This is a genomic window from Paraburkholderia diazotrophica (assembly GCF_900108945.1).
Lineage (GTDB): Bacteria > Pseudomonadota > Gammaproteobacteria > Burkholderiales > Burkholderiaceae > Paraburkholderia > Paraburkholderia diazotrophica.
In genome coordinates, this window is sequence record NZ_FNYE01000047.1 from 25,302 (window position 1) to 48,366 (window position 23,065).

Annotated in this window: 22 protein-coding genes; 11 read left to right on the forward strand and 11 right to left on the reverse strand. The window is 59.2% G+C overall.

Features of this window, described 5'->3' with window-relative positions:
• The first annotated feature begins 6 nt into the window (after nt 1–6).
• The 6 genes from BMW76_RS34840 to BMW76_RS34865 are packed head-to-tail and all read left to right on the forward strand — an operon-like array spanning nt 7 to nt 7,322.
• Entirely contained in the window at nt 7–1,287 is a 1,281-nt protein-coding gene (locus BMW76_RS34840) for a hypothetical protein (RefSeq protein ID WP_090873377.1), read from the forward strand.
• Entirely contained in the window at nt 1,274–1,858 is a 585-nt protein-coding gene (locus tag BMW76_RS34845; protein WP_090873378.1) for a hypothetical protein, read from the forward strand. Before BMW76_RS34840 ends, BMW76_RS34845 begins: the two co-directional genes overlap by 14 nt.
• 4 nt (nt 1,859–1,862) lie before the next feature.
• Nucleotides 1,863–4,271: an ATPase, T2SS/T4P/T4SS family gene (locus BMW76_RS34850; protein ID WP_090873379.1), complete on the forward strand. Its 2,409-nt coding sequence runs from the start codon at nt 1,863–1,865 to the stop codon at nt 4,269–4,271.
• 15 nt (nt 4,272–4,286) lie between these two features.
• The gene (locus tag BMW76_RS34855; protein WP_090873380.1) at nt 4,287–5,405 is read left to right on the forward strand and encodes a type II secretion system F family protein; all 1,119 of its coding nucleotides are present in this window, start codon (nt 4,287–4,289) and stop codon (nt 5,403–5,405) included.
• A 54-nt stretch (nt 5,406–5,459) separates the two neighbouring features.
• On the forward strand, nt 5,460–6,053 hold the full coding sequence (locus BMW76_RS34860) for a type 4 pilus major pilin (protein WP_090873381.1): 594 nt from the start codon (nt 5,460–5,462) through the stop codon (nt 6,051–6,053).
• 12 nt (nt 6,054–6,065) lie between these two features.
• The gene (locus tag BMW76_RS34865; RefSeq protein ID WP_090873382.1) at nt 6,066–7,322 is read left to right on the forward strand and encodes a hypothetical protein; all 1,257 of its coding nucleotides are present in this window, start codon (nt 6,066–6,068) and stop codon (nt 7,320–7,322) included.
• Between the two features lie 711 nt (nt 7,323–8,033).
• On the opposite strand, the gene BMW76_RS34870 is transcribed toward BMW76_RS34865, so the two are convergent.
• The 7 genes from BMW76_RS34870 to BMW76_RS34895 all read right to left on the reverse strand — a co-directional run bounded on the left by BMW76_RS34870 (nt 8,034) and on the right by BMW76_RS34895 (nt 13,874).
• Nucleotides 8,034–9,002, reverse strand: a complete 969-nt coding sequence (locus BMW76_RS34870) for a CAP domain-containing protein (RefSeq protein ID WP_090873383.1) — start codon at nt 9,000–9,002, stop codon at nt 8,034–8,036.
• A 207-nt stretch (nt 9,003–9,209) separates the two neighbouring features.
• The gene (locus BMW76_RS34875) at nt 9,210–9,581 is read right to left on the reverse strand and encodes a hypothetical protein (protein ID WP_090873384.1); all 372 of its coding nucleotides are present in this window, start codon (nt 9,579–9,581) and stop codon (nt 9,210–9,212) included.
• 1 nt (nt 9,582) lies between these two features.
• Entirely contained in the window at nt 9,583–9,753 is a 171-nt protein-coding gene (locus tag BMW76_RS41450; RefSeq protein WP_177200578.1) for a hypothetical protein, read from the reverse strand.
• Between the two features lie 13 nt (nt 9,754–9,766).
• Complete coding sequence (locus tag BMW76_RS34880; protein ID WP_090873385.1) at nt 9,767–10,951, reverse strand: FlhC family transcriptional regulator; 1,185 nt, start codon at nt 10,949–10,951, stop codon at nt 9,767–9,769.
• Nucleotides 10,952–11,020: 69 nt separating this feature from the next.
• Entirely contained in the window at nt 11,021–12,352 is a 1,332-nt protein-coding gene (locus tag BMW76_RS34885; protein WP_090873386.1) for a coiled-coil domain-containing protein, read from the reverse strand.
• A gap of 155 nt (nt 12,353–12,507) precedes the next feature.
• On the reverse strand, nt 12,508–12,987 hold the full coding sequence (locus tag BMW76_RS34890) for a hypothetical protein (RefSeq protein ID WP_090873387.1): 480 nt from the start codon (nt 12,985–12,987) through the stop codon (nt 12,508–12,510).
• A gap of 212 nt (nt 12,988–13,199) precedes the next feature.
• Entirely contained in the window at nt 13,200–13,874 is a 675-nt protein-coding gene (locus BMW76_RS34895; RefSeq protein ID WP_090873388.1) for a nuclease-related domain-containing protein, read from the reverse strand.
• 388 nt (nt 13,875–14,262) lie between these two features.
• Between BMW76_RS34895 and BMW76_RS34900 the strand changes: the two genes are divergently transcribed.
• From BMW76_RS34900 to BMW76_RS34915, 4 genes are all read left to right on the forward strand, one after another.
• Entirely contained in the window at nt 14,263–14,574 is a 312-nt protein-coding gene (locus BMW76_RS34900) for a hypothetical protein (protein ID WP_090873389.1), read from the forward strand.
• A gap of 110 nt (nt 14,575–14,684) precedes the next feature.
• Nucleotides 14,685–15,119 (forward strand): hypothetical protein, encoded by a 435-nt coding sequence (locus BMW76_RS34905; protein WP_090873390.1) that lies wholly within the window; start codon nt 14,685–14,687, stop codon nt 15,117–15,119.
• An 11-nt stretch (nt 15,120–15,130) separates the two neighbouring features.
• Nucleotides 15,131–15,913, forward strand: a complete 783-nt coding sequence (locus tag BMW76_RS34910) for a hypothetical protein (RefSeq protein WP_090873391.1) — start codon at nt 15,131–15,133, stop codon at nt 15,911–15,913.
• A 265-nt stretch (nt 15,914–16,178) separates the two neighbouring features.
• A complete protein-coding gene (locus BMW76_RS34915) occupies nt 16,179–17,261 on the forward strand; it encodes a primase-helicase zinc-binding domain-containing protein (protein ID WP_090873392.1) in 1,083 nt (360 codons plus the stop codon).
• A 395-nt stretch (nt 17,262–17,656) separates the two neighbouring features.
• Here the strand turns inward: BMW76_RS34915 and BMW76_RS34925 are convergent, their stop codons facing one another.
• The 3 genes from BMW76_RS34925 to BMW76_RS34935 all read right to left on the reverse strand — a co-directional run bounded on the left by BMW76_RS34925 (nt 17,657) and on the right by BMW76_RS34935 (nt 19,535).
• A complete protein-coding gene (locus BMW76_RS34925) occupies nt 17,657–17,896 on the reverse strand; it encodes a hypothetical protein (protein WP_090873393.1) in 240 nt (79 codons plus the stop codon).
• Between the two features lie 233 nt (nt 17,897–18,129).
• The gene (locus BMW76_RS34930; protein WP_090873394.1) at nt 18,130–18,519 is read right to left on the reverse strand and encodes a hypothetical protein; all 390 of its coding nucleotides are present in this window, start codon (nt 18,517–18,519) and stop codon (nt 18,130–18,132) included.
• A complete protein-coding gene (locus BMW76_RS34935) occupies nt 18,516–19,535 on the reverse strand; it encodes a PRTRC system protein D (RefSeq protein WP_090873395.1) in 1,020 nt (339 codons plus the stop codon). Before BMW76_RS34935 ends, BMW76_RS34930 begins: the two co-directional genes overlap by 4 nt.
• A 1,226-nt stretch (nt 19,536–20,761) precedes the next feature.
• Here BMW76_RS34935 and BMW76_RS34940 point away from each other — a divergent pair.
• Nucleotides 20,762–21,889 (forward strand): integrase domain-containing protein, encoded by a 1,128-nt coding sequence (locus tag BMW76_RS34940; RefSeq protein ID WP_090873406.1) that lies wholly within the window; start codon nt 20,762–20,764, stop codon nt 21,887–21,889.
• 438 nt (nt 21,890–22,327) lie between these two features.
• On the opposite strand, the gene BMW76_RS34945 is transcribed toward BMW76_RS34940, so the two are convergent.
• The gene (locus tag BMW76_RS34945; RefSeq protein WP_090873396.1) at nt 22,328–22,996 is read right to left on the reverse strand and encodes a Lar family restriction alleviation protein; all 669 of its coding nucleotides are present in this window, start codon (nt 22,994–22,996) and stop codon (nt 22,328–22,330) included.
• Nucleotides 22,997–23,065: the final 69 nt, after the last annotated feature.

Here is a 23,065-nt window from a genome sequence, read left to right on the forward strand (position 1 = left end):
GGCGCGATGCATTTCGAGAATATTCCCAACGGAAAGAAGGCACGCCTCGTTTTCGGCCTTGAGTGGCGTGCTTATGCGACGAAGGGCGCAGCGGCTGAGCGGCGACGCTATGCACAGGAACTCGACGCGACACACTTCGTCGAGATCAAGGGCAAGGAGGAGACGGTAGCTGGTTTTTGTGCGCCGGAGCCCGCTGATCGGAAGGGGGTGAAGCTCTATTCCGCAGCCGCGCGCGTCGCCGAACTCGAGCGCGTGCGGTCCAGGCCCGCCGTGCTGGTTCTTATCCAGGACGGACAGCGTGTTCACGCAATACTGGTCGTGCGTGGCGCAGTTCGTACCGACGAAACCGTCGCACTGAGTGCGCTCGAAACGCGCCGCATCGCGCTTGAAGAAGAGTGTGAGCGCGATCGCGTCGATCTGGTCACAATCGGCTACGGCGCGGATCTTATCGACCTCGACGAGCCGTTTGCCGCCAGCGAACTGCTCCGCGGGAAAAACGTCGGCCTCATCCGGAAGCTGCCCGTCAAGGTGCCGAAGGTCGTACCGCTGACTGTCATCGCGGTGGCGCTGATCTACGGTGGGAGCGAAGCGGTCAGCTATATCGATCCGCCACCTCCGCCACCGGCACCGCCACCCACCTACATGCAGGAATATCAGACTGCGGTCGCGCGCATGTTTGCGGGCCCCGTGCCGCTCGCATCGCAACTTGCGCCGGCGCTGCTGAACACTTTTGGCCACCAGGAAACGAACGTGGCCGGATGGCAGTTTCAGAAGGCGTTCTGCGGTGTTGCCGGTTCCTGCTCGATCACCTTCAGGCGGGAGGGTGGCACGTTCAAGGAATTCGATGCTCGCGCGCCCGCAGAATTGCGTCCCATCGTATATGACCCTGATGGTCTGCATCTAAAGACAAAAGGGCCCGCTGTTCCTCATATCCAGAAAGTGGCGCTCGCGCAGGAGCGGCAATGGCCTACCGCGCAGGCGCTCATCAAGCAGCTGCAGACCGATCCGCAGCGTCTGTCGACGAAGCCAGACCAGTTGATGAGTCATGGTTATGTCGTGACGCTGAGGCCACCCCAGCGCCTTCTTGCTCGCCAGCCGAACGCGGGGGACGTGAGCGGGCCAATTGTTCAGGCGGGTGACTGGACGATCGACGGCTATATGTGGCAAAGCCGGCTGCTCGCAAATCTGCCGGAAAACATGTCTCTCGACACGCTTGAGCTCGAACTGAGGGAAGACGGCACCGGCGTTCATTTCACGGCGAAGGGTAAATACTATGTTCTCCAATAACACCGCCCGCGTCGCGGCGGCATCGCTATTTGCGCTCTGCATCGCGAGCCTCGCGCACGCGGATGAGAAGCACCTGACGCTCGACGATATTGACGGTCTTGCACGCCAGAACCTCGTCAACTCGATGCGCAAGACGGACGCGGCCCAGGCACCTGCGCAAGGTGTCGTTCTGAATGCCCCGCTCTCGGCACCGCCGGCACCTCCTGTCACCGCAACGGCGGCGATTCAGAAAGCGTCGAAGCCTGCGAGCACGCCCGCGCATCGCACAACGCCCGTCAGTTTCGTTGGTGCCTACAGCGACATGAGCGGAGCACACGTGCTGTACGACTATCAGGGCGGCATCTACTCCGCTGCACGCGGTGAAAAGCTGATGAACGGCTGGGTCGTCACACGCGTCGACGGCTTCCACGTTTCGGTTTCCGAAGGTAAGCGGACATGGTCTGAAGTCATTTCGGCACCGTCAATGCCGCTTCCATCGGGAGACAGCCCGGCTGTTCGGGCGATCACGGACCTCAGCGGCCCGCTTCCAATGGGTACCAGCGTGGGTTCGTTCGGTATGAACGGGAGGTGAACCGATGAGTCTCTTTTCGGGTATCGAGACGGACGAAGATCAGCCCGGCGGCGGCTTTTTGAAGCGGTTGCGAGGGATCAGGCCGGCGGCATTTGTGCAATCTGGGGGAGCCGCGACCCGGGCCGTGCAGGAACCACGCTTCAGCGACCGGACAAACGCGATCAATCCGACCGTGTCGTTTCTCGGTCGGAAGCTGTCCGGTGACGATATCACGGACGTCGAGGAATTCACGGAATCAGACGGCTCCGTGACTGCTGTGCATGTCGCGACGGCGACGTCAGAGTCGCACAACCTCGTCGAGACACGTGAGCCCGTAACGTCCGGGACGCCCACGTCCCTAGCGGAAAGCGTTGCCACGGCACCGATACCAGAACCCGCTGCGGAATCTGCTACCGTCGACGTGACCGCGGCTCTTGGCGACGCGTACGCTAAGGGTGAAAAGGCTCTGCGCGAGCTGGATGCGATGATCGCAGCACAGTCACGCCCCATGGAACGTACGCATGGCACGGCCGCAGCGCACGTGGCTGAGTGTGCCCCGCCCGGGGCAGTCGCGGAAACCGTGGCGATTGCGAACGAAAACGCGACCACGTTTTCTCAACAGGCTGATGCAGCACCGACACCCACGCATTCGACGGTGCCGACCTCCGCTCGCCTCCGTACCCCGGCAGGCGCGCGACCTCAAGCAGTGCCGCCTCATTCGTCGGCGATACGGGGAAACGACGAGGATGATGACCAGGAACCTGAACCGACCAGCACAACGAGCGGAAGGCCTGCTCTGGTGTCGGCGGAAGCGCTGCCCGATTTCAAGCGTGTCATCACAGGCGTCGAGGCCGATTCGACGCTGCGGATTTCGGCAGCGGTGCGCAAAGAGTTTGTCGCTGTCGAGATCCAGCCTGGGATTGCTATCGTTGCGGCCACCGCTCGCTTCAGCGAGCGCGCGCAGTTTGCGACGTTCCTAAAGGATCTGGCTGCGCACGATCTGCTCGTTCAGGAAGAGATGATCGCGACCGAGGAAGTGATCGCGTCGATCTACGAAGGAAAACGCGATGTTGCTGTCAAAGGCGAACGGGAAGCATCGCGCGCCATCGGCAATTTCCGCGACATCATCGAGGCAGCCCACGCCTACGGTGCGAGCGACGTTCACATTGAGCCGCGCGATTTTCTCGGCGAAGTCGAGGTGCGCTTTCGCGTGAACGGTGACCTGTACACCTACCGTCGCCTGCCGAAGAACATCGTACGCCGCGCCCTCTCGGCAGCGTATTCGGACCTCGTCCAGAAAAACACCAACTCGGGCAATTCCTTCCAGCCGAGTGCACCGCAATCGGCAATGATCCCGCTGGTTCTCGGACGGGATACCGTCAACCTGCGCTGGCAATCGGCGCCGACGGTTGGCGGCTATGACGTAGGACTGCGGTTGCTCGATGGCAACTTCAAGAACTACTCGGTGCTGATGCCCGACCAGATGGGACTGTCGCCGAGCCAGCTTGCCTTGATCGACACACTCAACTACGTGAGCGGCGGCATCACAGTTCTGACGGGAGAAACAGGTTCTGGCAAGACAACCCTGTTGCGCGCGTTGAGCTACATGCTGCCGGATCGCGAACTCAAGAAGCAGTTCGCCGTCAGTGAGCCGTCCGAATATCCACTTCCATGGCTGTCGGAGATTTCGATCATTCGTCGCCCGGACGAATCGGACGACGAGGCGAACCGCAAATACGCGGAAGTGATTCGAACGCTCATGCGTTTGGATCCGGACGACGTGACCATCTCCGAAGTTCGCGATCGCGTCGTGATGGGACTTGTGTCTGAACTCGCGCTGACTGGCCATCCGGTGCGTCTCTCGCTGCATGCGGGCGACGTCATCTCGGCGGTGATGCGTATGGCGGGCGGCCGACTCCAGTTGCCGATCGACGAACTGGCGGCAGAGGGGTTCATCAATGCCGTCGGCAACCAGAAGCTGGTTCCGACGTTGTGCGACGACTGCAAGCTGTCGGCCGAAGATGTGATGCACAAGAGCGACCTCGAACTGTTGCGTTCGAAGTTCGGCCTTGATACGTCGAAGATGGCTTGCCGGAACCATGCCGGATGTCCGACATGCCGCCTCGAAGGACTGTTTTCGCGCGACGGTAAGGTTGCCGGCGGCACGCGGCGGCCAACGCTGGTGGCCGAGCTGTACCGCCCGACGCCGGAATTTCGAGAGCGGGTCGCGGCACGCGACTGGAGCGGCGCGCGCGCGGTGTGGCGCGGCGAGCGCAAAACCGGCTTCGCTAACGAGGACATGACTGGAAAGACGCTATATGAACACGCTCTTTTCAAGGCCTCGCGCGGCGAAATCGACCCACAATTCATCAACCGTTCCATGCAGTCGTTCGCGCAATACCGCGTGATGCCGGGTGCAGACGGAAAACTGTAACGAGGGTCCTAGGTCATGTTGAGTTCGTTGATCGCCATGCTTCCCGAAGCAGCGCAGATGCGTATCGCACGGTGGCGCTTCCAGAGCGTGCGCGAGACCTTCTACAAGGAAACGCGTCTGGATATCGAGAAGAAGGGCCTCCGGGACGTGGAGACCCTGCGTGAACGTCTCGAAACCTACGAGAGCCGTAATCGGAAGCGCGACCGCATCGAGTGGAAGGTCTTTGCGCGAGTGCGCGAGCGTCTCGTGAAGGGAGACTCGTTTTCCGCCGCGATCAAGCCGTTCATCCCGGGCGACGAGTACACGCTGTTCGATATCGCAGACGAGTCGACACAGAAAGACGCGGTGGTCAGGGGCTTCGAGCTTGCCGAGATGGCGGCGTTCGCAAAACGCACGCTGTCATCCCAAACGACACTGCAGGTCGCTTACCCGACGTTTCTGCTGGTCTATCTGTACGGCTTTTGCATGATGTTCGGCGGCATGATCTATCCGCAGGTCGTTGAGATCAAGCCGCTGGAGCAGTGGCCTGACGCGGGGCGTCTGCTGTTTCATATCGACACGTTCGCCTACGAGTACTGGTGGATCTCTGCTTCGCTGGTCATCGGAACGATCGCGCTGTACTTCTATACGTTGAAGCGCTGGGTCGGTCCGCTGCGCAACCGCTTCGACCGGTTCCCGCTCATGTGGCGCAACCGTCGCGACATGCGAGCAGCGCTACTGATCGTCTCGCTGGCCGGTCTGTTCGACTCGAACCTCACGCTGCGCGCCGCGATCAATCGGGTAGCCAAGTCGTCGGATCCGTGGATGCGCTGGCATCTGGACACGATGAGCAAGCGCCTGACGCAGCGTCCCGATCAGCCGATGCGGGCCCTTGACACGGGCATCTTCTCGGAAATGATTGTAGACACAATCACCGATGCAGCGGGGCGCGATCAGTTCGAAGCGGCGATCAAGTCGCTTGGTCGCGACTCGCTTGCGCGCGTGGTGGAGGCCGTGAAGCGAAACGCGCGTCTGACGCACTACGTGTTGCTCGGCTTTGCAGTGGTCCTCTTTCTGGCCATTGGTGTGGGTTCCTACGTCATCACTGGCGCAGTGAATATGAGCGGCGGCATTCCGGTTGCAGGCGCGCAGTAAGCACTCTTCCATTAATTTTTTCGTCGCGCCGCAGGCGTGAACTTGGAGAATTTTATGCAACACAAAGAGAATAACTCCGCCCGTCGTTTGCGTTTGCTACAGATGGGCCGTCGCAGAAAGCAGTCGGGCGAGCTGTCGCTGATCGAGGCGGGCGCCTACATGGCGGGCGCGGCGCTTCTCGCGATCGCGGTCATCAAGGGCGGGGCTTACGTCTACACCCTGATCAAGTCGCAGCAGTTCACGAGCGAGGCGCAGATGTTCCATACGGGCATTCTGAACGCCACACAGAACGACGCTGACTTCTCCGCTGAGACGCTGACGACGCTTGCCACGAACCGCGCGTTCGACTCGGCGGGTGCACGCCTGGCTGCGGACAAGTCTTCGTTGAAGGGCATTTTCAACCAGCCGGTGACGATCGCCGTCGGCACACTGAGCACGGCCAACGACTCACTGATCATGTCGTATCAGGTTCCCGCAGCAGTGTGTTCGATGAGTATTGCCGCACTGACGAATACATATTCGCAGGTAGCCGCGAATGGCACAACCCTCGCAGGCCCCACGACGACATTCAGCAGCAACACGGCGGGTACAGCCTGTGAAGCGGGGGGCGCATACGCGACGTTGCAGCTTTATACGTCGCGCACGTAATCCGGGGCAGCTATGGGTAGCTTGCTGGAGATGATGTTCGTCCTGCTTGGTTCGGCTATTCTGACCGTGCAGGCGATCAAGGCAGATGTCGCAAATCAGCGTGCGACGATGCTGACGATCGAAGGCCAGAACGAAGCGACGCTGGTCAGTGCATTTGAAGGCTGGATCTCGGACAACTTCGGGGCGATCCTCTCGCAGTACACCGCGTCAGGCAATGTGTCGACGTTGACGCCGCCAACAATCGCGCAACTCGTCGCTGCGGGCAATCTGAAGCAGGCGCATGGCGCTGGCCCGTTCTGGGGCGGATCATATGCGACTTCCATGACGATGGTGCCAGCCGGCTGTACACAGGCGGCTGGCAACTGTCGCGTTGCTTTCACGATGTATCCGACGAAGCCGTTGCTGAAGGGTGGTCAACCTGACGTAGGGGGCGCCGCGCAGGTAGCTCAGGCTGGCGCAAAACTGGCCGGGACGAGCCAGTTTGGCTATTCGAACTCCCAGAATCCTGCCGTGATCGGTGGCATCAATGGATCGTTCACAACAGCCAATCCACTTGGCGCAAAGGCGGCGACAATCCTGGCGACGAACGGTCCGAGCGACGATGGCAGTTCGGTCTACATCCGGCGCGACGGAAGTCTGACGTGGACTGGCGACCAGAACGTGAACGGGGTCAGTCTGCACAATGTCAAAAACCTTGATGCGACGGGGAATATCAGTGCTGCAACGGCTAATCTTCAGGCCGGTAATTCGCTGAACATCGGCGGGGGTGCGGTTTATTACGGTGATTCGACTAACGCGGCTGTTCGGACCAACGGTGCGCTCTACGTTCAGAACCAGGCGGGTACGGGCCCGGCCCCGATCAATACGGGCGCCGCGAATATCACGGGCAACGCAACGGTGTCAGGCTTTGTGCAGGCTGGCAATGTCGCGTGGGCACGCAATGCCTGTTCCGGCACTGGCATTGCCGCGGCGGCCGACGGCTCGGGCCTGATCCTGTCATGTCAGTACGGGCAGTGGCTGCCGGTTGGGGGACGATGGCAGCGTTACGGGTATTACGTCGTGCAGAACGGCTGGGGCGTGCCTGCACCGACCTGCCCGGGAGGTGGCACACCGGAGCTGCTCGTTACCGCTCAGAGCGTGTATGTCGATCCCACGGCGTCTTTCAGTTACAGCGTGAGTGGATCCGGACCGTGGACGGTCTGGATCGTCGATGGCAGTGGTTCAGGGATACCCGGTCAGGCGATTGCTTCGACATACTGCGCATACTAAAGGAGAAAAATAAAGGTGAAATTTGCGAAGGCGCTAACGCGGTTTTTGTTGCCAATATGCATCCTTCTCTTTGCGCGGAGCGCATTCGCCGGGCCAGCGCGTTGCTCGTATGGCAATCAGGATTCGACCTGTACAACGCCAGTCGTCACCGCATGGCAACCTCAGCCACAGTGTTCGGCGGCGGCTGGATGGACCACCATCGGCGCGTCTCGTTGGATCGGGTCGCAATGGACAGCGCCACAGTGTAACTATCAACCTCCGCCGTCGTGCCCGGCAGGATATGACCAGGTTGGGTCTCCGTCGTGGAATGGCAGTTCGTGGGTAGGACTTTCATGTCAGCCGAGCGCTCCAAAGGATCCAACGAGCTCATGCATCGCGGCGGTGCCCGCAGGATATACGCTTACGAGCGGGGCGACCGGACCAATACCAATGGATTTGCCGTTGCGAAACGTCGCTGCTTATACCGGCTTCATGAATCCTGACCCATCCGATGTGGTCTACGGCTGGCAAGCGAAAGGGCCGCAATACGATGTTCCGTGCCCGAATCAGGACAACACGACATGGGGACTCTATTGTTACGTTCGTGGCGACGGATCATTTGACGCATTGGTCGCGTGGCACAACACACCATCGAGCGGCCAATGTAATCACTGAAAAGCGCCAAATAAAAAAGCGCCCCGAAGGCGCTTTTTCTGTGTGCCAGTTGACCGATCAGCCGATGATGTTGCCAGTGGTGAACGAAAAGCTACGCGAGAAGGCCGTCCCGTTGATCGTTCCGGTAAGCGATACCGTGTACGTCGTGTTCGGCAGCAACGGCGTTGCAGGGTACGCAACTGCTTCGTACGGCAGAATCAGGTGATTCGGGTCCGTCGACGAATTCAGGAGCTGCAACGTCGTGACCGTTCCGGACGTATCAGCGACTGTCCCCGCGGTCAGCACCACCTTGTCAGTGACATTGCCCGCAACCGCGATCGGCGTGCCCCAGTTGCCGGATGTATTCGGCGGTGTCGGGGTTTCGCCGCCGCTGCTATATGCAACGCCTGTGATTCCCTGGCAGGGATAGGTCAGCGGCATATTGCCCGGGATCGTTTGCTGATGTGCGAGTGTCATCGAACCTTGAACGACCGGAAATCCGTTGAACGTCGTTTCGTTCGTGCCGATGCCGATAGCCGACGCGGGCCACACACCGACGCCGATGTGATAGACACCCGACAGCCAGCCATAGACCAACTGCTGACCGTATTGCGCTTCGGTTAGCTTAGCGTTCGTGTAATAGCCTGCGCTTACGCCCCCAATGAACGAGTCGGAATAGCCGAAATGGGTCGCACGGTCGGCATACGTGACACCGATGAAGCCCGGCTTACCGGAAACTTCATCATCGGTCACTCCATTTTGACCCATATATTGCGCATGTCCGACAGCCGCCTGATCGAGCAGGCTGTTGTCCTGCAGGGCCGGGAACCCGCACTGCTGTCGTTGCTGGTTCAACAGATTGAAAGCGGCGAGCTGGGCGCTGTCGGCGGCGTATTGCGGCGTAGTCAGATTACCAGTCGTCGGGCTGCTCGCCGGCGTCGACGGTGCCGCGCCAGTGCTGCCCCCGCCGCCACCGCCGCCGCACGCTGCAAGAGCCAAAGCTGCCGCGATAGAAACCGCCGTCAATGCGAGTTTGCTGCTTTTCATATTTAGGTCCTCGTGTTTAATGTGGCCGCGCCCCCGCGCAACCTTGATTTCATCTTATCGAGCGCAATCCAAAGTCAAGGCAGCGTCGGCCGAGACCTTCGAAGGCGCGAATACTTACCGCAGATTTTGCGTGCGAAGGCATTGTAAAGAGGTAAAGAGCGGTAAGCGGTTGCGGCGAGAGTGTCGTTGCGTAGGCGCAACCGTTTGCTACTGGCGTGCCGAGCGGTTTTTCCGTCGGGTTATGCGGATCGCAATAAAAAGCGCGGCGAGCACCGTGCCCGCGATCGCGGGTTGCTGTTTGCCGACCGTTGTGAGCAGCAGTGATCCTCCCCACGCCATAATGAGGAAGAACACCAGATGTTTGAACGCCTTGCTGTCCAGTACGCGCAATAATCGGGCGCCGGATCGTCGCTCACACCGCTTCGCATATTGTTCGTTGGCTGTTTCGAGGTCGAACGTCTCGGGCTTCGCCTGGCGCTCGGCTCTGTAATGGCGCTCGTAGTGCGGGAAGCGAGCGTCGCCACGGCCTCTGAGCCAAGCCGCGGCGCTGTCGCCAAAAAGATAAGCGAAGTCCTGCATATCAGTGCATTACGTCCGCTGTGAACTCCACTACACCGATCACACCCGGGATGCACTGGCCGTCGGCTTCGGCGTGGAATTCGCCAGTTTCAATATCGCGCCAGCCAAACTGGACGCGGCCATCGTGCGAAAAGACCACCAACCCAGTCTGAACCGCGAAATCCTGATGCATGGCGCGACCTCCCTTAATGTGGTTGCTTGCGCTTGCTCACCTGATTCTTTGGCGAGAGAAGGTAGTTGCAGCCGGGGCAGCTAAAGTCTTTCGCCAGTTCGATCTTTCCCTCGCCGTTGGACAGGACATAATCGGTGCCGCAACCGCGACAGGCCGCCATCGTGAGGCGAGAGTCGAGCGCCATCGCTCGCGTCAGATGGTTTCCACGATCTGCGGTAATCACAAGACTCTTGCCGAACGTCTTGGCCATGATGTCGTTCGCCGCAATCAGCGCTTCGGGAATATTCCCGCCGTTGTCCAGGGCGCTGCGGTACAGCCACACGTATGTCGTCGCCTGGAGCCGATGAACCGATTGTTCGACATACCAAGTGAGCGACGTTGGGTTGCATCCGCAGGGAGAGCTAACGCCGTGGATGTGCTTATATGTGGCTCGAGCCTTGCCCGGATTGAGGTTGAAAAGATTTGTCGCAGTCGAAGCTCGGCAGCCTTGTGCCATCATCATTCGGGCGAATACTTCCTTGTCACTGCGTTCAAGCCGCAGATCCGTCCAGGCGTGCTGATAGGGCAGCGATGCGGTGCTGAGGGGCGACGTGTGCATCAGGTAGTGCGCAACGGTCTCTTCGGTAAGCCAGCCAGCGCTAAATTCCATCCAGAAATTCGCGTCGTGGAAGCGCCACCGGAACAACGGGAACTTGATTGCGCCGATCGCGTTGTCGAGTCGCGCCATCGGCAGCCCTTTGAGATACGAAGCAAGTTCCCTGGAAATGCCGAGCAAAGGGATCGCGGCGACGTTCATGTGCAACACGTCCTTGAGCAGTTGGACGTACGCCTGATTGTAGTGATAGATGTCGCGGCTAGTGATGTGATCCACCCGCGGCATCTCTCTGGTTAGCCTCTCGACGTTATGTGAGTCCATTGCGCCGTCGACGAAAGTCTCCCAGTCGCGTGGATCTTCAAGCACCGGGGCAAGCGCGACAAACGGGAGGTTCATCAGCGTTGCCTTCGCGGCGGCATGCTGCCGGAAGGTGTCCATGTTGGCGAGCGAGACGCCAAAGATGCTTTCGAGCTCGGAATGTCCGGCGAGCGCGAGGAACATGAAGTCGGTAAGCGAAAAGTTCGTACGTTGGATCTTTTCAGCCAACCACGGGGTGAGCGGTACGTTGCGTGCTTCGGTGCTGAGAGCTTTATCAGTAGACATTTTTGTTCATTCTTCTTCGTGTTGATCCGGCGCGCGGTCCAAGGCGCCATTCGTTATCGCATCGGTCTGTTACCGTTGCAATGCCGCTTCGATTTCGGCGACATACTTGCGCAGTTGCGCAGCCAGGGCCTCGAGCGCGGGGTCGTACAACTTCGGATCCGTGGATGCCAGCACAGCCAGTTGGAACGAGCTCATCTTGCCGCTGACGTCCTCCCAGGCGGCGGTCAGCGCTTCAAGAGAAGTGTGCACTGCCTTGTTGGCAATCAGTTCCGCTTGCTGACGCCTGAGTTCCGCCTCGATGTTGACTTGTTCATCTTTGAGAGCCTGCGTCCTGCTCTTTGCCTCTTCGAGTTCCTCGAGCGCTGCCATCACCGCTTGCTTGGTTGTTTGATAGCCTGCGGGAAGCGTTTCAACGGGAACTTCGACCTTTTCCACTTTCGCTGGCGCATTCTGGGCAGCAACAAGTTGCTGCGAAAGCTCCTCGAGCTTTTTGTTTTTGGCAGCCAGTTCCTGCTCCATCGCCGGATAGCCGGAAGTGCGCTCGGTCAGTGCGGTGCGAAGGTTGGCGATGCTGCTTTCTTTTTCGGCAAGATGACGCTCGTAAGTGGCAAGCTGCTCCCTGAGGTGCTGGCTCTCGCGCTCAGTGACCTCAAGTTGCGTCTTGTGGTCCTCAAGTATTTCGTGGATGTTCTCCAGTTCGCGGTTGGCGTCTTCGACTTGCTCGTCCTTGAGCTGCAACTCTCGCAGCAGCCTTTCGACGTCATCCCGTGTCATCTTCTTGCTGGGGTCCTTAAGCTCTTCGGCTTCCCGTTTCTTGAGCTTGATGGCGTCGATCTGCTCGTCCGTAACGTCTTTGGCGGCTAGCAGGTTCAGTTCCCCATAGCTGAAGATACGGATCGCTTCAGCATCGTCCGCAAATCGTTGGTGGCAGCGAATGTAGCCACGAGCGCTGGGCTGTGTGATACCCAGCACCGCCTTGAAGAAGTCAAAGCAGAGTTGCGCTGCCTTCCGGCGCGCAGTGAGTGTGTCACCGACCTTACCGGTGTGATGAGTGATGGCCATGTTGACCATTTGCTGAAGGTTGCCGCCGAGGATGATCAGTTCCTGAACGATCTTCGCGCGTGACTCTGCAACCGACAGCATGTGCTCAACGAGCTTCGCGATGAAGTCGCTGCCTTCCGCCGTGCCAAAGATCTCGCGCGCGGCCGCCGCGATCCTGTCGCGCGTCACCGCGTTCGGGTCTTGCACACTGAAGACAAACTCAGTCATCGGATCGAACGAGACCAGATCCGCGGCTGAGGCCGTGTCATCGTCCTGGTACGTGTTTGTCGGAACCATCCTGTGAACTGGAGCCCGGCTCGAAAGCCTCAGGTCAGTTCTGGAAGTCTTGCCATTTTGCATTCTTCTCTCCAGAAGTTGAAAGGACGACCACCCTCGTTGTCGTCGTTGAAAAGAGCTTTCGCCCCAAAATCAAAGCGTGGCTTCGCTACCTCACTTATTGACGCTATCGCTCGGACTGTTGTTTTCCCGAGCCGGTTGCCGGGGCCTTGCCGCTGTTACGGCTCGTCACATCCGTCCTCGCGGTCACTCTTTGTGAGGGACCGGAAGAGGACCATCAATTCTTCGCGCGTCATGTCGGGGTTTTCCTCCTTTGCACGAACAATTGCGTTGATATGGTCCGCACTGACATTCTTTCCGGCGAGGGCGTTTAGCTCTCCATACGTCAGAATCCGTGTCGCCGCAAAGTTGTCGCCGAACTTTTCATAGCAGCGGATATATGCTCTGGCGCTCGCCGTCGAAATGCCCATCGCTTCCCGAAAAAACCGGTAACAGAAAGAGACGGCAGCTCGTCTATTGCCCGGTGTATCACCAAGCCGGCTAACCTGGAGCTCAATGGACTTCTTCATCATTTGCTGGAGGTTTTCGCCAAGACGCACCAGTTCTTCTGCTTTCGTAGGGCGTGACAAGCGATCCGCGTCACGGGCCTCGAGCAGTGCATAAATGGCCTTGAACTCGTCGTCGTTTGCTGCGCGCATAGACCACCCGTTGATGCAATTTGTAAGAGAGAGTAACGCGTTGGATTCGCGCTCAAACTGTAAAAGGCGGCGTTTTCATACCGTCTTTTGCCGGAGTGCGGGTCAGGCTCTCCCTGTTTTCAGGAACCGAAGACATAAATATCGGTCACATTTCGGAAACATTTAGTGATATTTGTAAAACGATTACTCTATTGCCGAACAAGCGGTAATTGTTAGCTCGCAACCCGAGCGCGGTGGGCGTCCATTGCAGCAGGGGACGTTTCGATCAAAATCGCGATTCCCTCGGCAGCCTTCTGCACGTCGACGGATTGCATCCCAGCGTAGCTGTCGCGTCGCGCGCGCAGCCAGTGCGGCAAGTCGCTGAGGGACAAAAGGTCGGAATGGAGCGCGGGGCTGAGATGTGCATCGTCAGAGACGAGCAAACCTGCACCGGCGACGAGCCATAGCGAGGGAAGGCGGCTGCGGAAAAAGGCAACCTTCGTCCGGTTCTGCTCCAGCGGCGATCGGCGGTCCTCTGCCTTGCCGTCGCGATCTGTCCTCGTCAGGAAGCCGGGAACCTCGGCAGGGCTGATATAGCCCGACCAATTCTTGGTCTCGAACACGAAGATGCCGAACGGGGTAACGGCGAGGTGATCAATCTCGGCGGTGGGGAAGTCCGCGCCAGGCGCGTGCTCAATAATGATCGGCCCGTTGAAAAGATGGTAGTCAGCGCCGCAGAGAGCGGTCAGGCTGTTACGCAACGCGGCCTGCGCTTTCGCTTCGCCTGCTTCTCCGAGCGCCGAGCTGCGGTCCGCGGGTTTTCGCCGGAACAGGTCGCCAAACGACGGACGTTTTTTTCGAGCGATGAATTGCCACGCGGCTACTCCCAGAAGAATCTCAAGAAACATTGCTGCCCCATGCGTTGATGATGAGATCAGCTTGACATGGCTATTTCGAAGTCAAGGAAGCGAAAGACGCCAGATTCGTATTTCAAAGCCGAAAGCACACCTGTTTTCTGAAGCTTTTCCGCCGCCGGGTCGACTGGCGATGCGTAAAGTCACTCTTATCCCCGCGTCTTGGACGCATCGACTCGAGTCTGTTGGCCCTGTGACGTAATGCGGCCGCGCTCTATCCCCTGTTCGCTTCCGCCGATAGCTGCTTTTGTCACGTCTTAACCGAGCCGTGAGGAAAGCGTCTCTCCGCGCGCCCGATTTCCCTGCTCACAAGAGCATCGAAACGGTCCAGTGCCTTCCAGCCTGGACATCCCCTAGTGCGTTAATTTTTCTGGAGAGAAAAATGCCGAAGCAGTTCTTGATGAAGGCGACTCGTTCGCCCATATCGTTTCTCGCTGTGTGCTTTGCGCTTTGGCTCGCGGCACATTCATTTTTCGCTGCACTCTTTGTCGGCTTCCTCGCGATTAAATGGATCAGATCAGCGATTCGCGACGCGTTGAAAGACGAGAACGAGACGAGCGATACAACACCGGCAACGCCGGCGACTGCCAAGCCTCAGGCCGAAGCGGTCCCGACGGCGGCTGTAACACCTATCAAACGACAGTACGCGAAATCGCCTGTCGTTGTTCCTCTTAAGACCGGCACCGACGAATAGTCGAGTCGCCTCAACAGCACGGACGCCCCTCCAGGGCGTCTTTGCAATTCACCCCAACGGGAACCCTTCCCGTTGCGGGGCATGGGTTTCCCGCTTCTCGGAGAAATCCCATGGAAACAGAAATCGCGGCATGGCAGCTCGACATGTTCGGCGGCGAATTGCCGGTCATTGTTAGATCGCCCCTCAAGCCCGATCCGTTGCCCGATCCACAGTTTTGGAGCGAAGCGGTGCGCGAGAAGATGGTCGATGCACTGGTAAGCCTTGCGAGGGACAGCCGTCGGGGCGACAACATGCCCGAGTCATTGGTGGACTGCTGTGCGCTGATCAGCGAGAGAATTCGAAACTGTAAAAAGATCGACTTGGAGGACTATCGCGCAACCCTTGGCTGGGTGATGGAATTCTGGGACGGCGCCCTGCCGTACCGTTACGTATGTGAGATCAGTGGTTACCCTGCCGATACGCTGCAGGACATCATCATGGAAAATCCGCTGCTCAGGCGGGACATGGAAGAGGTTCGTCGTAGCTGCTTCGGCTCCTTGCTGTAGGAGAGCCGGAGATGACAGCAACGACATTCGGCAAAGTCCTGAGCGGACTCTTTGGCCTTCGGGAGCCAGTATCAGAGGCGGCAGCGCCCGCACCGGTAGTGGTAGGGCAAGGGGGCCGCAATGAGCGTCAGGTCGTTATCGCAGGCGAGGTGCGGCTGTTCCGCGACGAAGGCGATGTAGTCGTTCAGTTTCGCCCGGCCTTCGATTACCAGTTGCGCGACACGCCTGTCGGCATGAAGCTCGTACCGTCACTCGAACCTCACTGGGCCGTCGTTGACGAACATCCCGGCCCGCTGAGGGACGCGATCGCTGCGGCGATCAAGGCAGCGGCATCGCCGGTCGCCCGGGAGCGTGAGGCCGCAGAGGCAGAGCGTCCTCGTGCACCTGTGCAAGTCAAGCCAGCTACCAGGCCGGTCGTGATCGAGAATGCGGCGCCAGCGTTGGCGTCGTCCACGAAAGCGTCGGGGCCGCATCGCACGGAGCGTTCGCACTACGGCGTCGTAACGGAGTGGGGCGAGCGCGAGTTCCCCGATGGAAAGCGTCCCGGCAAGACCTACGAGTCGTTCTGCCTGACGCTGGAGAACCGTGGACAGACCCGCCTGTTGCAGGGCGAAGGCCTGCGTGACGCAATCGCCGAGACGCACTGCCGCATTGGTGATCGCGTCGAAGTCCGGCGACTTGGCAAGACGAAAGTGCCCGCAGTCAATTCGCGCGGGGAGCCCATTCTTGACGGAACGGGCGCTCAGGTCCTGTGGGACAAGTGGCTGTGGTCTATCAAAAAGAAGTCGTGGTGAACATCCAGCACTTGTGATCCCGAACTCTCTCACCTTTGTTCCTGTATCTGCTCACCTTCGCTGCCTTGACCATCCCTCACGGATGGCCGGGCGCGAAGTGTGGGTTTTTCTTCCTCGCATTCTTCAGTAACTCCAACCGGCAGCGCCCGTCCTTGCTGAGAAAAGCCGTTCCGCGTGACGTACGCGTAACGGACGGCTTTTCTGAGCAACGGTTTCACCGCCTGTAAAGGCATCGACCTCAACCACACCACTACTGGAGTGACATATGAATGTTAAGGACCTGAAGCTGTCCCCGGAACAGTGGGTAGCGTTGCTCCAGAAGTACGGAGTGCCCGCAACCTCATTGACCGGAAAAGGCGCGCCTTGTCCGATCTGCGGCGGTAACGACCGCTTCACATATGACAACAAGCGCGGCCGCGGCGACTGGGTGTGCCGCAAGTGCAATGAAGGAAGCATGAAGGCCGGCGACGGCTTCGAGCTAATCTGCAAGGCAGCGGGGATCACTTTTCGAGAGTTGATGCTTGAGCTCGAGGGCGGTCCGCTGACGGCGCGCGATACGCCGCGATTTTCTGGTACTGCGCCTTCGCCCGGTCGAAAGGCCGATCCGGCATGGGCCCGAAAGCGGCTGGAGTCGATGTGGAACAGCGCCGTGGTGCACGGGCACGACGATCTCGTGTCGAGGTATCTACGTGCGCGAGTGCCCGGTCTCGACCTTCCGTCGTCGCCGGCGCTGCGTCTGGCAATGCTCGAATGTCGGCACGAAAAAAAGGTCATTGGAAAATGGCCCGGCATTCTCGCCAGATTCACGTTGCCTGATGGACGCCTCGGCACACTTCACCGGACGTTCCTTGATCGGTCTAAGCCTGCGAAGGCAACGATCATCACTAACGATGGCGAAGTCCTGCCTTCAAAGATGAATGACGTGACGCTGCACAAACTCAACGGCGGCGCAGTCCGGCTGATGGATCCGGTCAACGGCGAGATCGGCGTGGGAGAAGGGCTGGAATCGGTGCTCGGCGCGCACATGCTTTTCGGCGTGCCGGTGTGGTACTGCCTCAACCGTGTGCTGCTTTCCGACTTCGTTGTTCCTGAAGGCTATGGAATTCGCGTAGTGCACATCTTCGCGGATTTTGATGCGGTTGATCCGAAGACGCGAAAGTCTCCTGGGATGGCTGATGCGCTGGCGCTTGCGAAACGGCTTCGCGCCGACGGCTATACCGCCATCGTTCACCGCCCGAAGGTTCGCGGGACTGACTTCGCGGACGAATGGATGACGTCATGTAACAAGCCTCGCGGTCCAGCCGTCCCTGTGCGGCTCGGCAGCACGCGCGAGGCGCTGCACATCTGATTGACAGCGGCTTTGTCCGCTCAGTAGTTGTTCTTAACCGCCCAGTGGGGATTCGTCCCCGCCGGGGCCGCAATCCGTCTGGGCCTTTCTCATGGAGAGAAGCATGTTCAAGATGATTGTTGGCCGGTTTGAGATTGTCGCTACTCGGGTGTTGAAAACGGTTCGGTGCGGGTCGGCAAGTCGCAGGCGCAGGCCTACGATGTGATCGACCGGCGTCAAGCAGTGAATACGAAACCTGAAAAGGTCGGCCTGGATCTGGATGACGCGTGGACCTATTGCGTTCGCCATCAGGGTCGAGCTCACGCTATTGCCTTGTTGCATTGACTCAACCCGATAAAGACAAACCCGGCCGATGGCCGGGTTTTTTTTGGCCTGTACGGACGCTCGTCCTTCTATCACCACCACCACGGCCGCGTCTTGACTCGGATAACCGTCCGCAGAAGGTAGTACATCATGATAAGGAATGGGCGAAGAATTCCGATCGCCCAAAGAAAGGCGGTGCCGCAGGTGAAAAAGACCCATACCGTGACATCGCAGGTCGGAAAGAGAAGGTCGATAAACATCAATCCCGAAAGGCCGACGGCGATAACCGCGCGCCGTGCGAGCGGATCGAGAGCCCAGAATCTCTCAAGCATGGTCGCGATCCTTTCGAAGCCACAAAAGCACCGCGCTGCGAAGGTGATACGCCGATTCCCACAGGGCAACACCGACTGCGACGAGGAGCCAAAAGCGCGCGGCCCGAGTCCAGTCCGCGTTAGTGAGTACGTGCAGGAGATCCATCGTTTCTACTCCGTTAGTGAAGCCCTCTATTGCGGGCCGATGACCTATCTTCGCAAATGTGGCGCGAAGTCAAGGACATCGGCCGCGACTAGAAGTCGGCGAACTGGTCGGCGATAGCGTCCGTGTTAAAACGCCGTGTGCCGGTGATCGCCGGCTCGGCAGCGCGCGACTCGAGCGGTTCTGGCGCCGTGGCCGGGGCAGCATCGATAGAGAAGATCGGTGTGGGATCGCTCTCAACCATATCTGCTACTTCTGTTTTCGGCTGGGGCGTCGCCGGTTCAGTCATGCGCATGACCGGCTCCACGGAAACGCCGGATGCAACACGTTTCGCGGCCTCGCCCCCGTTGAGCGCCGCTCGCGCGAGCGCCCTGAGTGCGCCCGCGCGCATGCGCTCGTTGTCGAACTGTTTGATGAAGGCGAAAAGATCAGGGTCCGTCGCTTCATTGAGCGTGACTTTGACCACGGCCTTTCCAATCATGCAGCGACTCCCACCGGTTTGCGTTCGCGAGCAAGCGTTGCCTCACCAACGATCAGGAAGCCCTTTGCGTTGGCATAGCAGGGAGCGTCGAGCACGTCGAGTTGGACGCGCGGAAACGCGGCGCGTATCGAGGCTTCGTACAGAGCTGCGCCACCACCGGTGAGGACGATCGAGCGCAAATCCGCTGTCCGGCCGACACGGTTTTGCATTTCCTTGACCGTTGCATTGATGATGGCCTGCGACTGTTCCAGATAGGGGATAAGGTCAACATCTTTCCCGTAGAACAGGAGCGGCTTTTTCTCGCGCAGGCATTTGTCGATACGTTCGATATCATCGACCGGTTCCTTCTCGCTCTTTGCGATCAACGACGCAATGCTCTTGTAGACCTGTGACGCACCGCCCGGAGCGCCGCCGCTGCGGCGGTCATTCATCGTGAAGCCGTGAGCGACCACCCAGTCAGTCGTGAAGTAGCCCACATCGATCACCAGATGGGCGTTTTCGCGATCGAAGCGGCTACCGCCGTACTCGGAAAACGATACGAGCGACCCTAGGGGTTGCGGCACTACCTTTACGGAGTGGACACGGATATCGCCATGGCCAAAGTTGAGCGTCCCGGTGAACGCATCGCGCAGATGCGCCGAATATTTGTTGATGGTGTGAACAGGTAGCCCCAGCACCATGCGGTCGACCTCGGTGACGCCCGCGAATTGGAGAGATCCCCCGAGTAGCGCCGCATAGTTCGACGTGAGGCAGAAGTCTTCCGATAGCGTTCGACCTGCATTGCCGTATGCGGAGGACAGTTCAACGCCTGGGCCAATCTCGTATGTCGCGCCGTCCACTTCAATCGGCAATACCTTGCGCGCGTGCAGCACGCCTTGTCCATAGCTCGAAACTGCCTCGCTCACCGCAATCGGCGTCACCGAGGGAAACATTTGGGTGGCAATGTCCGACCCCATACGGAATGCGCTTTTCGTATTGCCGTAACCGACGTCGACTGCAAATACCGATACCTTCATTGGGCTCTCTCCAGAGTTGTTTATCAATGTTCACTGCGCGTTCGGCCCCAGCAGGGGCCAAGTACGGGCCGAAGGGTCGCTGCCGCAATGACGTCTTCTGCCCTTGGGGCCGAGTTGGGGCCAACGTTGGCCCCAAAAACCGCGAGTGACGTTCCAACTCTATCGGCTGAGGATCAAAGTCAAGGAAGCTAAAGCTCGCAACATTTAGGGAGCTTTAGCAATTCCGGGAGCGGCGAGCGCAGCTATTCTCTTTGTTACCCACCGCGCGATCAGCGCATCGACCTCCGAGTTTCACCATTGAAGGGATCGCTTTGCCTGGCGAAAACCCCTCCTGTCACAGGCCGCATTCTGACGCGGCCTTTTTCTGAATCAAATCAAGTGCACCATGGTCCACACTGAGGACCCCGGACACGCGATATCCATTGGGTTAGCGGGCGGTTTTGCCCAGATTTGCGCGATGAGGCGACGTGTAAAGCGGACAGTCGGACACTACCGACACTGCGCGCGACGACTCAGACACGCATGGACACACCCTTTCAGCACACGGAGCTGGGACCGTTACATGAAGCCCGACACAAAGCGGCAGATTGAACGGACTTGGGGGTGGGGGTATGTAGTCGCGGTCAAAGCGAACACATCCCTGTACGGAAGACGAACGGCGGGCGCAGCCGGAGAAAGAAGCGCGCAAAAAGTATTGCCGGGCATTTGGCCAGAGTCGTGCGAGTCGATAGACAGACGCACACGGGCACGCGAAGCGTGTCATAGGCCGGCACGGTAGCCAGAGCAGTCGGCGGAGTCGGGATCGCGGAACGAAAGAGCGCTGCGGCCCGACCTGTGAGACAGCGGCCCCGATCAACGACGATGGACTCTGCAAAGGCAGATCCGGTGCGGTGATGGCAGGGTAAGCAGGTATCGCAGGCAGGCATCGCGCGCGAGCGCGGCGTCTCGCAGCAGGCAGCAGATGGACGGTCGATGCACGTCTCTTCCACGTGCGGGGCTGATCGAATGGAATCGCTAAAGGAAAGGAAGGCAGTACCCGGCGGGGAACGCAACGCGCAGCGCGGTCAGGTTGATGCAGGGGATAGGCTCCCGGCGTCCCGCCCGCAGTGCGAACGACGACGACCGTGAGAAGCGGTCAGGTCGAAAACGGTATCCGGCGCCGCGGCTTGCGGACAGGTAGCTGTGCAACGATGGCTGCACGGCGCTATATGCATGGGGACATCAGGGTGTCAGCGATATTGAACGTGCGCGCGGTGCTGCGCGACTACTGGTTGGCTGCCGACTTCAAGGCTGCATTGGAACAGCTGCTTCTGGATAACGTGAATCGCGTCCATAGCCGGACGAGAATCAGCGCGAAGCCGCTTTCGATAAAAACGCAGGAGCGCCGGACATTGGCGATTTGCAAGTCGTTTGAAGAGTTGCGCCGGAATGGCTTCGCGCTGCAATCCCCGTACTCATTGAAGCACAAGCATGTCGAGTTTCTCGTCAAGTTCTGGGTCGATGCGAAACAGACCGGGGGGACAATCGAGAACAAGCTGACCTATCTGCGGGCGCTCTGCGAGTGGATGAAGAAGCCGAATCTGATCGGCACGCTGGCCGATTATGTCGACCGCGAGCAGCACAACCTCGTGCGCTCGTACGTCGCGCTGCAAGACAAATCGTGGGAAGGAAATGGAATCGACGCTGAAGCCAAGATCAACGAGATCGCCGTCACTCACCCGAACGTGGCGGTGCAACTGAAACTCCAGGCGGCGTTTGGTCTGCGCGTTGAAGAGAGCTTCCTTCTTCGGCCCGAGGAAGCTGTGCGTGACGATAGTTTGCTCAATGTCACCCGCGGCACGAAAGGCGGCCGGGAGCGCATCGTGCCGATAGAAATCAAACTCACCGTGCTAGAGGAAGCGGCGACGCTTGCAAACCCTTATACCGGGTCAACAATCCCGCATGGATACACGAAAAAACAATGGCGTGAACACTACTATCACGTGCTCAAAAAGCACGGCGTCACGCAGGCGGGTATAGGCGTAACGAGCCACGGTCTCCGCCATCAGTACCTACAGCAAATGTACGAGCGGATCACTGGCGTCCAGGCTCCGATCAAGCAACCCACGGAACGGGTAGACCGTGAGGCGCACAAGGCTGCGATGCAGCGCATTGTTCAGGCAGCTGGACACAGCCGCGCGACTAAGGCGAACGCTTATCTGTCAACGCATGCGGCGAGGGATGCGCGAAAGAAACGCTCGATCACGCGGGAAATGGCAGTGGAAGCGCTCGCTCAGGCCGGCGGTATAAAGTCTCGGGCGGCCGCAGCTTTAGGAGTTTCACGACAGGCGCTCTACCGGCTCCTCGAGCGTTAAAGGGCGAGCGGCGATCTCACTGGCAGGCCGGCAAGTGCTCGCGACGCCGATACTTTCGGTGGGCTACCTCCCCGCAGATGTAGAAGGACGTACACGTAAGTGTGACGTTTATTGGGGTGGTCTATAAACGTCACACTTGCAAACCTTGGAAAATCAAAGGTTTACTAACGCGCGAAATTTAACGCGTTTTACGTGTACGTGAAGCTCAGGAGGAGAGTTGCCGCTAGAAAAGCCACTTCAGAAGCGGGCTGGTCAGCGCATGGTAGGTAATGATTACGCTGATCGCGAGAAGCGTAAGCAGTTGAGGCATCAGCTTCTCACGGTGGCGGTACGCGGCGCGGATGTAATCGACAGGTGACATATTTTTTCCGGAAGGTCGTTCGCTCACCGGTGCGGCGAGAGTTGATTCCAGTATGACGCCGCTCTCATGAAGTCAAGTCACCAGCGGTTGCGATCCGGGAGATCGTCGACGGCCGCCGAGACGCGTGTCTCGAACGAGCACTCCTCGTCATCGCCGGTCGCCGGAATGCGCGGAAACTGCACGGACGCCACACCATCGATGTAGACGAAGCGCGCCATCTGCTGCAGCGTGCGGTAACGCGCGGCATCCTCCAGCACCGGGTCGACCGGCCAGAAGTCGCGCGTTGTGATTTTCCCGTCGACGATCTTCTGAGCGAGCATTGAAAAGACCGGGCCGCGCTTCTCCCAGTCCTCCGCTGTCCGCGCGAGCAGATCAAGAACGTACGGCGCGTCGACCGGCGAGATCTCCTTGCGGACAAGATCAAGCAGGTCGCCTTCCGTAGCGGCTGGTCGATTCAATCTCGTGTTCCAGATTTTTCCGGCTTCATCGAGCGCGGCGTGCTTGTTGTCGGTGAAGGGGATCCACGGCGTCTGCATTCCACAGTCTTCACACAAGATGCAGCAGAGCTTCTCGGTTGGCGGCTCCGATAGCGATCGCGCCTCCATATCGTTCATCACGGGGGCGGTGCTGGAGTTGATTTGCAGGAAATCCGTGGAAGGCCTAATGCGGTCCCCAATCACTCGTTGGGACCAGCCGAACGCCCAGTTGCCGCCGCAGTGTGCGCAGGGGAATAGTTCATCAGTCATGGCGCCTTCCGCAGGTCAGTGTATTTGTATTGGATTGTAATATTCGCCGACGGGCGTCACTGCACAAAA

Bases quoted from the DNA above. Each gene is read 5' to 3' on its own strand.
- BMW76_RS34840 (WP_090873377.1), top strand. From the start codon at position 7: ATGCATTTCGAGAATATTCCCAACGGAAAGAAGGCACGCCTCGTTTTC.
- BMW76_RS34845 (WP_090873378.1), top strand. From the start codon at position 1,274: ATGTTCTCCAATAACACCGCCCGCGTCGCGGCGGCATCGCTATTTGCG.
- BMW76_RS34850 (WP_090873379.1), top strand. From the start codon at position 1,863: ATGAGTCTCTTTTCGGGTATCGAGACGGACGAAGATCAGCCCGGCGGC.
- BMW76_RS34855 (WP_090873380.1), top strand. From the start codon at position 4,287: ATGTTGAGTTCGTTGATCGCCATGCTTCCCGAAGCAGCGCAGATGCGT.
- BMW76_RS34860 (WP_090873381.1), top strand. From the start codon at position 5,460: ATGCAACACAAAGAGAATAACTCCGCCCGTCGTTTGCGTTTGCTACAG.
- BMW76_RS34865 (WP_090873382.1), top strand. From the start codon at position 6,066: ATGGGTAGCTTGCTGGAGATGATGTTCGTCCTGCTTGGTTCGGCTATT.
- BMW76_RS34870 (WP_090873383.1), bottom strand. From the start codon at position 9,002: ATGAAAAGCAGCAAACTCGCATTGACGGCGGTTTCTATCGCGGCAGCT.
- BMW76_RS34875 (WP_090873384.1), bottom strand. From the start codon at position 9,581: ATGCAGGACTTCGCTTATCTTTTTGGCGACAGCGCCGCGGCTTGGCTC.
- BMW76_RS41450 (WP_177200578.1), bottom strand. From the start codon at position 9,753: ATGCATCAGGATTTCGCGGTTCAGACTGGGTTGGTGGTCTTTTCGCAC.
- BMW76_RS34880 (WP_090873385.1), bottom strand. From the start codon at position 10,951: ATGTCTACTGATAAAGCTCTCAGCACCGAAGCACGCAACGTACCGCTC.
- BMW76_RS34885 (WP_090873386.1), bottom strand. From the start codon at position 12,352: ATGCAAAATGGCAAGACTTCCAGAACTGACCTGAGGCTTTCGAGCCGG.
- BMW76_RS34890 (WP_090873387.1), bottom strand. From the start codon at position 12,987: ATGCGCGCAGCAAACGACGACGAGTTCAAGGCCATTTATGCACTGCTC.
- BMW76_RS34895 (WP_090873388.1), bottom strand. From the start codon at position 13,874: ATGTTTCTTGAGATTCTTCTGGGAGTAGCCGCGTGGCAATTCATCGCT.
- BMW76_RS34900 (WP_090873389.1), top strand. From the start codon at position 14,263: ATGCCGAAGCAGTTCTTGATGAAGGCGACTCGTTCGCCCATATCGTTT.
- BMW76_RS34905 (WP_090873390.1), top strand. From the start codon at position 14,685: ATGGAAACAGAAATCGCGGCATGGCAGCTCGACATGTTCGGCGGCGAA.
- BMW76_RS34910 (WP_090873391.1), top strand. From the start codon at position 15,131: ATGACAGCAACGACATTCGGCAAAGTCCTGAGCGGACTCTTTGGCCTT.
- BMW76_RS34915 (WP_090873392.1), top strand. From the start codon at position 16,179: ATGAATGTTAAGGACCTGAAGCTGTCCCCGGAACAGTGGGTAGCGTTG.
- BMW76_RS34925 (WP_090873393.1), bottom strand. From the start codon at position 17,896: ATGCTTGAGAGATTCTGGGCTCTCGATCCGCTCGCACGGCGCGCGGTT.
- BMW76_RS34930 (WP_090873394.1), bottom strand. From the start codon at position 18,519: ATGATTGGAAAGGCCGTGGTCAAAGTCACGCTCAATGAAGCGACGGAC.
- BMW76_RS34935 (WP_090873395.1), bottom strand. From the start codon at position 19,535: ATGAAGGTATCGGTATTTGCAGTCGACGTCGGTTACGGCAATACGAAA.
- BMW76_RS34945 (WP_090873396.1), bottom strand. From the start codon at position 22,996: ATGACTGATGAACTATTCCCCTGCGCACACTGCGGCGGCAACTGGGCG.